Genomic DNA, 13494 nt, shown 5'->3' with positions numbered 1-13494 from the left:
CCGCGATGGAGGGGAGGGTCGCCATGGCGATCCGCACGTTCGGACCCAACGCCGTCGACTGGGAAGAGCGCGTCGATCTCGACCGGTTGCGCGGTGAGCGACTCGACCGCCTGCGGACCGCACTCGACCGCTCCGACCTCGGCGCCGTCCTCAGCTTCGACTTCGCCAACATCCGCTACATGACGTCGACCCACATCGGCACCTGGGCGATGGACAAGCTGATCCGCTTCGCCCTGCTGGTCCGCGGCGGCGAACCCGTCATCTGGGACTTCGGCTCCGCCGCCCGCCACCACCAGCTCTACAACCCCTGGCTCGACCACGACACCAAGGACGGCGCCCCCGCCGGCGCCCGCGCCGGTATCTCCACCCTGCGCGGGGCCTTCCACCCGGACGCCGGGATCGCCGGCGACGTCGCCGTCAAGGTCGCCGAGGAACTGCGCGAACACGGACTGATCAACGAGCCGTTGGGCGTGGACCTCGTGGAGATGCCGGTCCTGGCCGCACTGCGCGCCCAGGGCGTGGACGTCGTCGACGGCCAGCAGGTCTTCCTCGACGCCCGCCGCACCAAGACCCGCGACGAGATCTCCCTGCTCGCCCAGGCCTGCGCGATGGTCGACGCGGCGTACGAGGAGCTGTACGGGTATCTGCGCCCGGGCGTCCGGGAGAACGAATGTGTAGGGCTGGTCAGCAAGGTCCTCTACGACCTCGGCAGCGAGTACGTCGAAGGCGTCAACGCCATCTCCGGAGAACGCTGTTCACCGCACCCGCACGTCTACAGCGACCGGCTGATCCGCCCCGGCGACCCCGCCTTCTTCGACATCCTGCACAGCCACCTCGGCTACCGCACCTGCTACTACCGCACCTTCGCGGTCGGCAGCGCCTCCGCCGCGCAGCGCGACGCCTACGTCCGCTGCCGCGAGTACATGGACCGGGCGATCGCCCTGGTCCGGCCCGGCGCCACCACCGCCGACATCGTCCAGGTGTGGCCGCGCGCCGAGGAGTTCGGCTTCCCGGACGAGATGGCCGCCTTCGCCCTCCAGTACGGGCACGGGGTGGGCCTGTCGATCTGGGAGAAGCCCATCTTCAGCCGGCTGGTCTCCATCGACCACCCCGAAGTCCTCGAGGAAGGCATGGTGTTCGCCCTGGAGACGTACTGGCCGGCCGCGGACGGCTGGTCGGCGGCCCGGATCGAGGAGGAACTGGTCGTCACCGCGGACGGCTGCGAGGTGATCACCAAGTTCCCGGCGGAGGAACTGCTGGTGGCCGGGCGCAAGTACTGGACGGTCGGAGGGCAGCTCAACACCCGCCGGGAGGCGCAGTCCCACCTCAACACCGGCAACGGCTCCCGCAACATCGGCAACGGCTCCCGCGACGCCGGCACCGACGGATCGCCGCGATGAAAGCGGACGAACTCCTCGCGGCGTACGAGCAGATGGCGCTGGTCCGCCGCACCGAGAGGGCCGCCCACGACCTGTTCATGTCCGGCCTGGTGAAGGGCACCACGCATCTGGCCGCCGGACACGAGGCCATCGCCGTCGGCGCGAGCGCCGCCCTGCGCCCCGACGACTACGTCTTCGCCACCTACCGCGGCCACCACCACGCCCTCGCCCGCGGGGCCACCCCCGAGGAGTGCCTCGCCGAACTCATGAGCAGGGCAACGGGTTTGTGCGGAGCCAAGGGCGGATCCATGCACCTCACCAAGGCGGCGAGCGGCATGCTCGGCTCGTACGCCATCGTGGGCGCGCATCTGCCGATGGCGGCCGGGGCCGCCTGGTCGGCCCGGCTGCGGGGGACCGACCAGATCGCGGTGGCCTTCTTCGGTGACGGCGCCACCAACATCGGTGCCTTCCACGAGGCGCTCAACCTCGCCGCCGTGTGGAAACTCCCGGTGCTCTTCGTCTGCGAGAACAACCTCTACATGGAATACACGCCCATCGCGGACGTCACAGCCGTGCCGCGGCCCGCCGCGGACCGGGCCGCGGCGTACGGGGTCGAGGGCCAGGTCGTGGACGGCAACGACGTGGTCCTCGTGAGGGAGGCGGTGGCCCGCCTCGCGGACCGGGCCCGGGCGGGGTACGGGCCCGGTCTGCTGGAGGCGGAGACGTACCGGCACTTCGGGCACAGTCGCGCCGACCCGGCCACCTACCGCCCGGCGGAGGAGGTCGAGCGCTGGCTGAAGCACGATCCGCTGGACCTCGCACGCGGACGGCTGCGGGCACTCGGCGTACCAGCGGAGGCGGTGGACGAGGCGGACGCCCGGGTCGCCGAGGCGGTGGCCGCGGCGGTCGAAGCGGCCCGGAACGCGCCCGCACCGGATCCGCGTGAGGCGCTGACCGACGTATGGGCCGACGGAGGTGCGGCATGGCGGACATGACGACTGCGACGCCGGGTGCACCGGCCGGCGCGGCCGCCGCGCGGGTCATCACCTACCGGGAGGCGGTGGCGGAGGGCATCGCACGCGAGATGCGCCGCGACCCCACGGTGGTCTGCCTCGGCGAGGACATCGGTGCCGCGGGCGGGGTCTTCAAGACCACGGTCGGACTGCTGAAGGAGTTCGGTCCGGAGCGGGTGTGGGACACGCCCATCTCCGAACAGGCCATCGTCGGCGCCGCGATGGGCGCCGCCATGACCGGGATGCGCCCGGTCGCGGAGATCATGTTCTCCGACTTCCTGGCCTGTTGCTGGGACTACCTCGCCAACGAGATACCCAAAGTACGGTATATGACTGGTGGTCAGGTGACGGTTCCGCTCGTCGTGCGGACCGCGAACGGCGGTGGTCTCGGTTTCGGCGCACAGCACTCGCAGGCCACCGAGAACTGGGCGTTCACCGTCCCCGGACTGAAGATCGCCGCCCCCGCCACCCCCGCGGACGTGATCGGCATGATGGCGGCCGCGATCCGCAGCGACGACCCCGTGGTCTTCTACGAACACAAGGGCCTGTTCGCCGCCAAGGGCCCGCCGGCGCCCCCCGGTCACGTGGTGGAACTGGGCCGCGCGGCCGTCCTGAGGGAAGGCGCCGACGTGACGCTGGTGGCGCTCGCGTCGATGGTGCCCGTCGCGCTCGCCGCCGCGGAGCGGCTCGCGGCGGAGGACATCGACGCGGAAGTGATCGACCTGCGCTGTCTGGTGCCGTTGGACACCACCACCGTGCTCGCCTCACTCGCCAGGACCTCGCGGCTCGTCACCGTCGAGGAGAACCCCTACCAGGGCGGATGGGGCGCGACGCTCGTGTCGGTCGTCGCCGATGAGGGATTCGGCCTGCTGGACGCGCCGCTGCGGCGGGTGGCGGGGGAGTGCGTCCCGCTGCCGTTCGCCGACGCGCTCGAAGAGCGGGTGATCCCCACGGTCGACAAGGTCGTGGCGAAGGTCAGGGACCTCGCGACGTATTGAACACCCCCTGAAAACACCCTGGGAGGAACGGCGATGACCCACCGGATGCTGCTGCGCTCTGGCCATGTCCTGTCGATGGACCCCGGCATCGGGGACCTGCCCCGAGGTGACGTCCTGATCGAGGACGGGAACATCGTCGCGGTAGAACGCGAGATCACCGCGGACGTGGACGCCGAAGTGCTCGACATGACGGGGCGGATCGTGATCCCCGGCTTCGTCGACACCCACCGGCACACCTGGGAGGCCCCGATCCGCGGCTGCGCCCCGAACGCCACGCTCGACGACTACTTCGTGGACGTCCTCGACACCTTCGCACCCGTCTACACCCCCGAGGACGTGTACGCGGGCAATCTCGCGGGCGCCCTGGAGTGCCTCAACGCCGGCATCACCACGCTCGTCGACTGGTCGCACATCAACAACACTCCCGAGCACCCGGACGCGGCGATCAAAGCCCTGACCGAGACCGGCATCCGCGCCCAGTACGCGTACGGCAGCGCCAACACCTCCCTCGCGGACTACTGGTTCGAGAGCAAGATCGCCATTCCCGGCGACGACGTACGGCGGATCAAGGCGAAGTACTTCTCCTCCGACGACGGCCTGCTGACCATGGCCCTGGCCACCCGCGGCCCGGGCTTCTGCCTGAACGACGTGGTCGAGGCGGAGTGGCGGCTCGCGCGCGAACTCGCCGTCCCGATCACCGTGCATGTCGCCATGGGACGGCTGGCCGGCCGCTTCGGCATGGTCAAACAGCTCCACGGCCTCGGCCTGCTCGGCCCCGACACCACCTACATCCACTGCTGCTACCTCAGCGAGGAGGAGTGGCGGATGGTCGCCGACAGCGGTGGCACGGTCTCCATCGCCGCCCAGGTGGAAACGCAGATGGGGCACGGCTGGCCGCCCGTGATGCAGGCCGTCGAGCACGGGCTGCGGCCCAGCCTGAGCATCGACGTCGTCACCACCGTGCCCGGCGACATGTTCACCCAGATCCGCTCCGCCTTCGGCGCCGAACGAGCCCGGGTCAACGCCGACTGCTGGCAGGCCAACCTGCCTGTTCCGGATACCATGTTGACGGCACGTCAGATGCTGGAGATGGCCACCGTCAACGGTGCGCACGTCGCGGGACTCGAACACCGCACCGGTTCACTGACCCCCGGCAAGCGCGCCGACATCGTCGCCCTCGACGCCACCGCGCTCAACATGGCACCCGTCCACGACGCCACCGCGGCCGTGACGCTGTGCGCCGACGTCTCCAACGTGGAGACCGTCATCGTGGACGGCGTGGTGCACAAGCGGGACGGCAGGCTGGTGGCCGACGTCGACCGGGCACGGCGGCTGGTGGAGGAGTCCCGGGACCGGTTGCTGGCGGCGACCGAGGCGAAGGCCCCGGCATGAGCGACTTCGTGGTGCGCCGGGCGGCGGACGCGGAGTTCGCCGTCCCGCCGCAACTCCCCCACGCGGTACGCGGGTTCCGGCGCCGCACGATCGTCGGAGAGGAGGACGGCTCCGTCCACACCGGCTTCGGCGTCTGCGAACTCGACCCGGACGGCGCGATCGGCGCCCATGTGCACTCGTACGAGGAGACCTTCCATGTACTGACCGGCACGGTGATCCTGGACGCGCCGGAGGGGTCGTACCTTCTCGAGGAAGGCGACTATGGACTCCTGCCCACCGGCGTGCCGCACGCCTGGCGCGGGGCCGGGGACACCGTCGCGCGCTGGGCGGAGATGCTGGCGCCGGTGCCCCGGGCCCGGTACGGGTACGACACCCAGTCCGTGCCCGCCCTGCTGCCCGGCGAGGCGGTCCCCATCGACGTCCGTGATCCGCGCACCCGCTCCTTCGGCCACTTCGAGCCCGCGCAGATGAACCCCGGCAAGCAGTCGCAGGACCTGCTCGCGGTGTCGGCGAGCATGCGGACCGCGTTGCTCGTCTACAGCGGGATCGGCGTGAAGATGATGATCGACGGTGACCTGGGCGCCGTTGCCTCCACCATGTTCATGGTCCAGTACGCGCCCGACGGTGTCGCCGGCGCCCACGACCACCCCTTCGAGGAGACGTATCTGATTCTCGAAGGCGTGGTGGACGCGGTCTTCGACGGCACACGCCACCGGCTCGGACCCGGCGACGCTGCCTGGGCCGGGGCGGGTTGCGTGCACGAGTTCGCCAACGCGGGCGCGGGGCCGGTGCGTTGGCTGGAGACCCAGGCCCCGCAGCCGCCGTCCCGGCACTCCTACCGGTTCGCCCGGGACTGGGACTACCTGCGCGACGCACTGAAGGAGCGATCATGAAACTGGTGGGCTCATGAACGTGGTGGTGATAGGCGGCACCGCCGGCATCGGCCGCGCAATCGCCCGCTTCTACTCCGAACGCGGCGAGGACGTCGTCCTCAGCGGACGCGACGCCCACCGGGCCGACACCGTGGGCAAGGAACTCGGCGCCCGCGGTATCGCCCTCGACCTGTCCCGGCCCCGGGAGATCGCGGGCGCGCTGGCGGACCTCGGACACGTCGACCGGCTGGTCCTCGCGGGCATCTCCCGCGACGACAACCGCGTCACCGACTATGACATCGACGCCGCCGTGCACCTGGTCACGCTCAAACTGGTCGGCTACACCGAGGTCGTGCACACACTGCACGGCCGGATGGCACCCGACAGCTCGATCGTGCTGTTCGGCGGGCAGGCCAAGGAGCGGCCGTACCCGGGGGCGACGACCGTGGCGACCGTCAACGCGGGCGTCACGGGCCTGGTGCACACGCTCGCCACCGAGCTCGCCCCGATCCGGGTCAACGCCGTACACCCCGGCATCGTCGGCGACAGCCCCTTCTGGGCGGGCAAGCCCCTCGACGGGCCGCGCTCACGAACCCCAACGGGGCGGCTGGCGACGATGGCGGATGTCGTGGACGCCGTCGACTTCCTGCTGCGCAACGGGTCCGTCAACGGTGTGAACCTGAGTGTGGACGGGGGGTGGCTGCTGCGGTGACCCAGCGGGGCCCGGGCGGGGCTGGGGCCGGGGCCTGCCCCCAGCCCCAACGGCTCCCATGGCCCCTACGACCCCTACGGCTTGAGCGGATCGTGACCGAGGGTCATCAGCTGGTGACGGCGGTGGTCGTCCTCGGCTTCGGGCTCGTCGTAGACGTCCAGCTGTTCCGTGATCGTGTCCACCACGTCGAGCATGAACTCGATGTCGTCGTCCGTGAGGTCCGTGCGGCGCTTCTGCAGGATCGCGAGGACGTGCCGCCCGGTCTCCGGGCCCGCCTGGTCCGGCAGCGGCTCGGTGTTCTCCTCCGCGTCGAGGACCCTGAGCCAGGCGGCGAGCTCCGCGGAGGTCATGTTCACCACGCGGTGGAAGTCCTCCCACAGCGTGTTGAGTTCCAGGGCGTCGGTCATACGGCACTCTCCTTGTGACTCTTGCCGGGGCCGTACGGAGCGCCCACTCGACGAGGGCCCTCCGCACCCTGCTCCCGCGGCGGGTGCCCAGGCCATCGGGACGGAAACGTGCGGACGGACGGGGCGGAAGTGGGTGGGACCGACGGGGTGGAAGCAGGTGGGACCGACGGGGCCGAACCGGGCGGGAAACGAATCGGCGGGGGCGCGCCGCATGGGGTCGCCGTAATGGCTCTCACCCGGGGTGGGCCTTACGCGGCAGCATGTATGGACATAGCATCGGTCTCCGCATGGACACTATGACGCTCTGGGGCGTGTCCCCGTGGGGCTTCGCCGCGCTCGCCGTCGCGGCATTGCTCGTCGGCTTCTCCAAAACGGCTGTGAGCGGAGCCAACACGGTCAGCCTCGCGATCTTCGCGGCGGTACTGCCCGCCCGGGCGTCGACCGGCATCCTGTTGCCGCTGCTGATCGTCGGGGACGTCCTCGCCGTGCTCACCTACCGCCGGCACGCCCACTGGCCGACCCTTTGGCGACTGTTCCCGGCGGTGGCCGCGGGGGTGGTGTTCGGCACGATCTTCCTGTTCTGGGCCGACGACGGGATCGTCCGCACGTCGATCGGCGCGATCCTGCTGCTGATGGCCGGGGTCACGCTGTGGCGTCGGCGGAGCGGGGCGCAGGACGACGACCCCGACGCGGTCACCTCCCGGGCGGGCCGGATCAAGGCGCGCTCCTACGGTGTCCTGGGCGGTTTCACCACGATGGTCGCCAACGCGGGCGGCCCGGTGATGTCGATGTACCTGCTCTCGGCGGGCTTCCGGAAGCTCGGTTTCCTGGGCACCTCGGCGTTCTTCTTCCTCATCGTGAACGTCTCCAAGGTGCCGTTCAGCGCCGGTCTCGGCCTGATCGACGGCCGCTCGCTCCTGCTGGACGCGGCACTCGCGCTGTTCGTCGTGCCGGGCGCGTTCCTCGGCAAATGGGCTGTGAACCGTATCAACCAGCAGCTCTTCGAGCGGCTGGTGATCGCGGCGACGATTCTGGGCGCGGTGCAGCTACTCGTGCGCTAGCAGCTACTCGGCGCCAGCAGCTTCTCTGCGCCAGGGGAGCCCCCTGGCCCTCAGGAGTCCCCGTCCGCCCGCGGTCGCCTGCGCAGCAGATAGGTGTCCATGATCCACCCCTTGCGCTCCCTGGCTTCGGCACGCATCCGCTCGATGCGGGGGCCCGCCTCGGCGATGGGACCGGAGGCCAGGATCTCGTCCGGGGTGCCGATGTACGCGCCCCAGTAGATGTCGATGTCCTGGTCGGCGTACTCCCGGAACGCCTGGTGCGCGTCGAGCATCACGACCACGTCGTCCACGCCTTCGGGGAAGCCCTCGGCGAGCCGTCGGCCCGTGGTGATCTGCACCGGGCGGGCCACGCGGTTGAGCCCCGTGCGGTGCCTGGCGACGAGCGCGGAAACACTGCTGATGCCGGGCACCACGTCGTACGAGAAGTCGGCCTTCCCTCGCTCCAGGACCTCCTGAAGGATCCCGAGCGTGCTGTCGTACAGCGCCGGGTCGCCCCAGACGAGGAACGCCCCGCTCTCGTCCTCGCCGAGCTCCTCGCAGATCAGTCGCTCGTAGATGTCGGCGCGCGCGGAGCGCCAGTCGCCGACCGCGGGGGAGTAAGCGGCGGTGCCGGCGGAACGGTCCCGCTCGGGGTCGCGTGCCTCGACGAGCCGGTACGTCCCCTCCTCAAGATGTGTCTCGAGCATGTCCCGGCGGAGCCGGACCAGGTCCGACTTCACCTCGCCCTTGTCCAGGATGAAGAACACGTCGGTGTCCTTGATCGCCTTGACCGCCTGCAGGGTCAGCTGGTCGGGGTCGCCCGCCCCGATGCCGATGACATGTATCTTTCGCACGCGGTCGAGTCTGCCGTACGGCGACGACCGCCGGGGCATCGCGTCGGCCGAAGCCGAACACCGGAGGCGTTTTCGACCCTTTCGCCGCCAGAGGGTGTTTCCCTCGTCCGTTCCGGGGCGGCCGCAAGGGCCCGGGCGGTGGCGCGCCCGCCCCCCGGCGTCACCCGGGGACGTCCCGAAGCAACCGCGGCACCCAGTCCTTCGCCTCGACCGCGGCCGCCTCGCGCTCCAGCACGTGGGCCGTGTCCTGGGCCCACGCCACCAGTTCCGCGAGCGCCATCCCGTACGGGCGCTCCCGCCCGGTCCCGGCCGTCCAGGCCTCGATCGCCCCCGCACCACGGCGCAGCAGCCGGGCCCCGCCGGCCGTGTTGCCCCGGGCGCCGTGCGTCAGCCCCACGGCGAGCTGCGCCAGCCCCCGCCAGAGCTCGCGCTCCTCCTCGGGGCCCGATTTCCAGGCGTCCTCGAAAACCTCGTGTGCGTGGAACGGCCGCCCGGCGTCCAGCAGGGCCTGCGCCTCGGCGACGGTGTCATGTGGCGTCCGCACCACCCCCTCGGGCTGCCGGGCCACGCCCTCCGCCCCGTACTCCAGCGGTCGCCCCAGCCCGTCCCGCGGCCGGGCGTTGCGCGCCCGCCCCTCGGCATCCCGATCCCGTCGGCCGTCCTGCCGTGCACCACTCATCCCCCCATTGTGGCCCCGTGGGGCCGTCCCCTCCGGTGAGGTAAAGTGCTGTCCTGCGCGATCACACAGGTCGCGCACCGGGACGTGGCGCAGCTTGGTAGCGCACTTGACTGGGGGTCAAGGGGTCGCAGGTTCAAATCCTGTCGTCCCGACGGTGCGATGTCTCAGGACATCGGAAACCCTCGAACCTGCGGGTTCGGGGGTTTCGTCGTGTTGGTGGGGTGCTGGGGCTCGTAGGCGCGGGTGGGGTCGATGATCGGCTCGCGCGGGTGACCAGGTCGGACCGGTCGTTCGCCGGCAGGTGTCGAGGTCGATCGGGCCGGTCCTTCGCGGTCGGCAGGCCACGTGCTGGGCGTAACTGCGGAAACGAGTCCTCCAGCCGGTAACATCGGATCTTTTCTTCACGTACTCGGTGTGGACACGTCATGCAGCCGCTGGGTTAATGGGAAAGGTTCAGACCTGACCGAGGCTCCCTAGGAGGATTGATCGGATGTTGAGCGGGCGGATCCAGAAGAGAATCCACGTGTTCTGCCTCACTGGCGCGCTGATCACCGGCCTGGCCCTGACCGGCGGCTCCGCACAGGCCGACGCCCGGCACGACGCGGGCGTCCAGGCCTTACCGGCCGGGGTCTACTTCCAGAACGAGGGCACCGTGCAAGGGTGGTCCAACTACCCGCAGAAGCCCCAGAAGCAAGGCGTCCTACGCAACGTCGGCACCCCCGCCTACAAGGGCGGCAACGCCATCGAGGCCAGGCAGACCTACATCAACGAGGGCGGCGGCTACCACTCCGAGACCGTGCAGGCATCCACCCAGTCCGTCGGCCAGGACCGCTACTACGGTCAGGCCATCTACATCGCCCCCAACTGGCAGTTCCACAACCAGAACGTCACCTTCCAGCAGTGGTCGCCCGAAGACCCCGAAGGACCGTGGGAGTTGATGTTCATCCAGAACGACGACCTGCGCATCGGCGGATCCGGCGGCTTCAGCGCGAACGTCGCCAAGGTGACCGGTCTGCGCGGCACTTGGATCCGGATCGTCACACGCCTGAAGTTCCACGCGACCGACGGCGCCTTCGAGATCTGGGTCAACGGCGTGAAGAAGTACAGCAGGACCGGAGTCCCCGTGCTGCCCAAGACGTCGAAGACGGTCCGCTGGTCGTCCGGCATCTACTGCACGGGCTGGCGCGAGAACCAGCCCGCCGGCCCTCGGGAGCTCTCCGTCTTCCACGACCAGGCACGCATCGCGAACTCCTACAGCCTGGCCGAACCCGCGAACTGGTGACGCTGGAACGGCCCGAACCGCGCGGACGGCCCCAACCATGGGAAGGCGGCCTCGGTGCTGTCCGCGGACGACGATCGCCGCCGCGCGGACCTGGGTCCGCACGGCGGCGATGTCCTGTCGGCCCCTGGGACCGTACTGGGCCGACATGCTGTTGGCGGCCCGAAGGGTCGCGGTGGGGTCCGTGACGGTCAAGGGCCTGTGACGGTCAAGGGCCTGTGAGGGTCAAGAACCTGTGATGGTGAAGGATCAGTGACGGTCAAGGACCTCACGGACACCGCAGGCGTACGCCCGACGTGTCAGGGCGGGCTGTCAGGGCCGGCTGGTCAGATAGCCGCCCATGGAGGTGAAGTACTCCGTCGCGGGCAGCTCCCGACCGTCCTCGGTCCTTACGCGCGTGATGGCCAGGCCGTGGTTGCGGCCGGTGCGGGCGTCGGCTCCGGCGACGATCACCACACCGTCGCGCTCGCGGTAGAAGATGCGGCCGGGAGTGCCGCCGTAGCGGCCCTCGGACACGACCGCCGCCAGGACTTCGAGGCGCTCGCCCTTGTGGAAGGTGTAGGTGCTGGGGTAGGGCTCCGACTGGGCGCGGACCAGGCGTTCCAGGTCCTCCGCCGGCCAGGTCCAGTCGATGCGGCTGTCCTCGATGGACCGCTTGTGGAAAAAGCTCGCTTGGGAGCGGTCCTGCTTGGTGAACTCCGTCTGCCCGGAGGCGATTAGGTCGAGCGCGCCGATGGTGACCGGGGCGATGAGGTCGACGGTCTTGTGGAAGAGGTCGGTGGCGGTGTCCGTCGGGCCGACCGCGACCGCCTCCTGCCGGACGATGTCACCGGCGTCGAGTTCGTCGTTCATCATGTGCGCGGTGACGCCCACTTCGGGCTCGCCGTTGATCAGGGCCCAGATCAGCGGAGAGAAGCCGGCGTACTTCGGCAGCAGCGAGTCGTGGACGTTGAGCGTGCCGTGGCGCGGCAGGCCGAAGATGCGCGGAGGGATCCACGTCCGCCAGTTGTTCGCCACGATGATGTCCGGGTCGGCCTCCTTGAGGCGCCCGAACAACTCGTCGTCGTCAGGGCGGTTGCGGAGCAGCACCGGGACGCCGTGCTCCTCGGCGAGGTCGGCGACGGAGTCGCTCCAGATCTTCTCGTACGCGTGCTCGCTCTTGGGGTGGGTCACGACCAGCACCACGTCGTGTTCGGAGTCCAGGAGGGCTTGCAGGGTGCGGTGCCCCCAGGTCTGGTAGCCGAACATGACGACCCGCATGGGGTTCCTCCTCAGGGCAGGGAATGACCAGGGGCAAGTAAAGCAAGGCTTACCTTAGTTTGCAACGGGCGCACCTGCCGCCCCAGTTGGCTGGCTTCGAGCCTCGACTGCCCGGAATTCGCCCTATCGACAGCCTCACGGGTTTAGCTTAGGCTCACCTAAGTTGTCGGTGTGCCGCTCGGTCGGCGTGCCCATCTTCCGTACTTCCCCCACGCCTGACAGGCGACTGCACCCGCACGATAGGAGTGACATGTCACAGGTTCTTCCTGCTGACGCATCACCGGTCCACGACCTCATCGGCATCGGCTTCGGACCGTCCAATGTGGCCATGGCGATCGCACTCAGCGAGCACAACGCACGCGCCGGCAGGCAGGAGGCGATCACGGCTCACTTCTTCGAGCAGCAACCGCGCTTCGGCTGGCACCGTGGCATGCTGATCGACGACGCGACCATGCAGGTGTCCTTCCTCAAGGACCTGGTGACCCTCCGCAACCCGGCCAGTGAGTTCAGCTTCCTCTGCTACCTGAAGGACAAGGGGAGGCTGATCGACTTCATCAACCACAAGAACTTCTTCCCGCTGCGGGTCGAGTTCCACGACTACTTCGAGTGGGCCGCGGCCCAGGTCGAGGACATGGTCTCCTACGGCCACGAGGTCGTCGGTGTCGCTCCCGTCGTCCGTGGCCGAGACGTGGAGTACCTGGAGGTGACGGTCCGTTCGGAGGAGGGCCTCGCGGTCCACCGGGCCCGCAACCTCGTCATCGGTACCGGGCTGCGTCCGCTCATGCCGGAGGGCGTGGAGCGCGGCGACCGCATCTGGCACAACTCCGAACTGCTGGCCAGGGTCGACGGATTGGAGGGCACCTCGCCCTCCCGGTTCATCGTCGTGGGCGCCGGACAGAGCGCCGCCGAGAACGTCGCCTACCTGCACCGCCGCTTCCCCCGGGCCGAGGTCTGCGCGGTCTTCTCCCGCTACGGCTACAGCCCCGCCGACGACAGCAGCTTCGCCAACCGCATCTTCGACCCCGCGGCGGTCGACGAGTACTTCGCCGCGCCCGAGAACGTCAAGCGCCGGCTGATGGACTACCACGGGAACACCAACTACTCCGTGGTGGACATCGACCTGATCGAGGACCTGTACCGGCAGATGTACCAGGAGAAGGTCCTCGGCACCGAGCGGCTGCGCTTCCTCAACGTCTCCCGGCTCACCGACGTCCAGGAGACGGGGGACTCGGTCCGCGCCAGCGTGAAGTCCCTCGTCACCGGCGAGGAGACCCAACTGGACGCCGATGTCGTGGTGTTCGCCACCGGCTACAGCCCCGCCGACCCCCTCGGCCTCCTCGGCGAGGTCGCGGACCGCTGCCTCCGCGACGACGAGGGCCGCGTCCGCGTCGAGCGTGACTACCGCATCGCGACGGACCCCGGCCTGCGTTGCGGGATCTACCTTCAGGGCGGCACCGAGCACACGCACGGCATCACGTCGTCCCTGCTGTCCAACACCGCCGTCAGGGTCGGCGACATCCTGGACTCGCTCCTCGACAGAGGCGCCAAGTCCGGTGCCGGCGAGGCCCGTACGGTCGCCGACGGAATCGGCAGCGCCGCGCGCTAACCC

General features: G+C 69.7%; 13 protein-coding genes and 1 tRNA gene. 10 read left to right on the top strand and 4 right to left on the bottom strand.

The genetic code is table 11. The features are described 5' to 3' along the window. Positions 1–23: 23 nt before the first annotated feature. From EF387_RS27865 to EF387_RS27840, 6 genes are read left to right on the top strand one after another with little or no spacing between them, the layout of a single operon-like run. The gene (locus tag EF387_RS27865; RefSeq protein ID WP_128379362.1) at positions 24–1400 is read left to right on the top strand and encodes a M24 family metallopeptidase; all 1377 of its coding nucleotides are present in this window, start codon (positions 24–26) and stop codon (positions 1398–1400) included. After that, positions 1397–2374 carry a thiamine pyrophosphate-dependent dehydrogenase E1 component subunit alpha gene (locus tag EF387_RS27860; RefSeq protein WP_128379361.1) on the top strand — a complete coding sequence of 326 codons (978 nt, stop codon included), beginning with the start codon at positions 1397–1399 and terminating at the stop codon, positions 2372–2374. Before EF387_RS27865 ends, EF387_RS27860 begins: the two co-directional genes overlap by 4 nt. Continuing rightward, the gene (locus tag EF387_RS27855) at positions 2362–3390 is read left to right on the top strand and encodes an alpha-ketoacid dehydrogenase subunit beta (RefSeq protein WP_238431742.1); all 1029 of its coding nucleotides are present in this window, start codon (positions 2362–2364) and stop codon (positions 3388–3390) included. The genes EF387_RS27860 and EF387_RS27855 overlap by 13 nt, the downstream gene beginning before the upstream one ends. Positions 3391–3423: 33 nt before the next feature. Beyond that, positions 3424–4782: an amidohydrolase family protein gene (locus tag EF387_RS27850; RefSeq protein ID WP_128379360.1), complete on the top strand. Its 1359-nt coding sequence runs from the start codon at positions 3424–3426 to the stop codon at positions 4780–4782. Then, on the top strand, positions 4779–5675 hold the full coding sequence (locus tag EF387_RS27845; protein WP_128379359.1) for a cupin domain-containing protein: 897 nt from the start codon (positions 4779–4781) through the stop codon (positions 5673–5675). The genes EF387_RS27850 and EF387_RS27845 overlap by 4 nt, the downstream gene beginning before the upstream one ends. 13 nt (positions 5676–5688) lie before the next feature. Next, positions 5689–6366 carry an SDR family NAD(P)-dependent oxidoreductase gene (locus tag EF387_RS27840; protein WP_128379358.1) on the top strand — a complete coding sequence of 226 codons (678 nt, stop codon included), beginning with the start codon at positions 5689–5691 and terminating at the stop codon, positions 6364–6366. A 74-nt stretch (positions 6367–6440) separates the two neighbouring features. On the opposite strand, the gene EF387_RS27835 is transcribed toward EF387_RS27840, so the two are convergent. Further along, entirely contained in the window at positions 6441–6773 is a 333-nt protein-coding gene (locus EF387_RS27835; protein WP_128379357.1) for a DUF3140 domain-containing protein, read from the bottom strand. Positions 6774–7060: 287 nt separating this feature from the next. Between EF387_RS27835 and EF387_RS27830 the strand changes: the two genes are divergently transcribed. Next, complete coding sequence (locus EF387_RS27830) at positions 7061–7834, top strand: sulfite exporter TauE/SafE family protein (RefSeq protein WP_128379356.1); 774 nt, start codon at positions 7061–7063, stop codon at positions 7832–7834. 50 nt (positions 7835–7884) lie between these two features. Here EF387_RS27830 and cobF read toward each other — a convergent pair whose 3' ends face one another. Both cobF and EF387_RS27820 read right to left on the bottom strand, forming a co-directional pair. Beyond that, entirely contained in the window at positions 7885–8667 is a 783-nt protein-coding gene (cobF, locus tag EF387_RS27825) for a precorrin-6A synthase (deacetylating) (RefSeq protein WP_202918386.1), read from the bottom strand. A 160-nt stretch (positions 8668–8827) separates the two neighbouring features. Next, positions 8828–9346: a DUF309 domain-containing protein gene (locus tag EF387_RS27820; RefSeq protein WP_128379354.1), complete on the bottom strand. Its 519-nt coding sequence runs from the start codon at positions 9344–9346 to the stop codon at positions 8828–8830. Positions 9347–9424: 78 nt separating this feature from the next. On the opposite strand from EF387_RS27820, the gene EF387_RS27815 reads away from it, so the two are divergent. Both EF387_RS27815 and EF387_RS27810 read left to right on the top strand, forming a co-directional pair. After that, positions 9425–9498: transfer RNA gene (locus tag EF387_RS27815), tRNA-Pro, on the top strand. Positions 9499–9869: 371 nt separating this feature from the next. After that, positions 9870–10628 carry a heparin lyase I family protein gene (locus tag EF387_RS27810; protein ID WP_238431741.1) on the top strand — a complete coding sequence of 253 codons (759 nt, stop codon included), beginning with the start codon at positions 9870–9872 and terminating at the stop codon, positions 10626–10628. A 309-nt stretch (positions 10629–10937) separates the two neighbouring features. Here the strand turns inward: EF387_RS27810 and EF387_RS27805 are convergent, their stop codons facing one another. Next, positions 10938–11885, bottom strand: a complete 948-nt coding sequence (locus EF387_RS27805; RefSeq protein ID WP_128379352.1) for a methionyl-tRNA formyltransferase — start codon at positions 11883–11885, stop codon at positions 10938–10940. Between the two features lie 250 nt (positions 11886–12135). On the opposite strand from EF387_RS27805, the gene EF387_RS27800 reads away from it, so the two are divergent. Then, a complete protein-coding gene (locus tag EF387_RS27800) occupies positions 12136–13491 on the top strand; it encodes a lysine N(6)-hydroxylase/L-ornithine N(5)-oxygenase family protein (protein WP_128379351.1) in 1356 nt (451 codons plus the stop codon). The last annotated feature ends 3 nt before the right edge of the window (positions 13492–13494 follow it).

This window comes from Streptomyces cavernae (genome assembly GCF_004023625.1).
GTDB classification, from domain to species: Bacteria; Actinomycetota; Actinomycetes; order Streptomycetales; family Streptomycetaceae; genus Streptomyces; species Streptomyces cavernae.
Note: the sequence above shows the minus strand (reverse complement) of the source record. Positions and strands in the feature narration are given on the sequence as shown.

What these genes read in the sequence shown, in the direction of transcription:
- EF387_RS27865 (WP_128379362.1), top strand. Translation starts at nt 24, where the DNA reads ATGGCGATCCGCACGTTCGGACCCAACGCCGTCGACTGGGAAGAGCGC.
- EF387_RS27860 (WP_128379361.1), top strand. Translation starts at nt 1,397, where the DNA reads ATGAAAGCGGACGAACTCCTCGCGGCGTACGAGCAGATGGCGCTGGTC.
- EF387_RS27855 (WP_238431742.1), top strand. Translation starts at nt 2,362, where the DNA reads ATGGCGGACATGACGACTGCGACGCCGGGTGCACCGGCCGGCGCGGCC.
- EF387_RS27850 (WP_128379360.1), top strand. Translation starts at nt 3,424, where the DNA reads ATGACCCACCGGATGCTGCTGCGCTCTGGCCATGTCCTGTCGATGGAC.
- EF387_RS27845 (WP_128379359.1), top strand. Translation starts at nt 4,779, where the DNA reads ATGAGCGACTTCGTGGTGCGCCGGGCGGCGGACGCGGAGTTCGCCGTC.
- EF387_RS27840 (WP_128379358.1), top strand. Translation starts at nt 5,689, where the DNA reads ATGAACGTGGTGGTGATAGGCGGCACCGCCGGCATCGGCCGCGCAATC.
- EF387_RS27835 (WP_128379357.1), bottom strand. Translation starts at nt 6,773, where the DNA reads ATGACCGACGCCCTGGAACTCAACACGCTGTGGGAGGACTTCCACCGC.
- EF387_RS27830 (WP_128379356.1), top strand. Translation starts at nt 7,061, where the DNA reads ATGGACACTATGACGCTCTGGGGCGTGTCCCCGTGGGGCTTCGCCGCG.
- EF387_RS27820 (WP_128379354.1), bottom strand. Translation starts at nt 9,346, where the DNA reads ATGAGTGGTGCACGGCAGGACGGCCGACGGGATCGGGATGCCGAGGGG.
- EF387_RS27805 (WP_128379352.1), bottom strand. Translation starts at nt 11,885, where the DNA reads ATGCGGGTCGTCATGTTCGGCTACCAGACCTGGGGGCACCGCACCCTG.
- EF387_RS27800 (WP_128379351.1), top strand. Translation starts at nt 12,136, where the DNA reads ATGTCACAGGTTCTTCCTGCTGACGCATCACCGGTCCACGACCTCATC.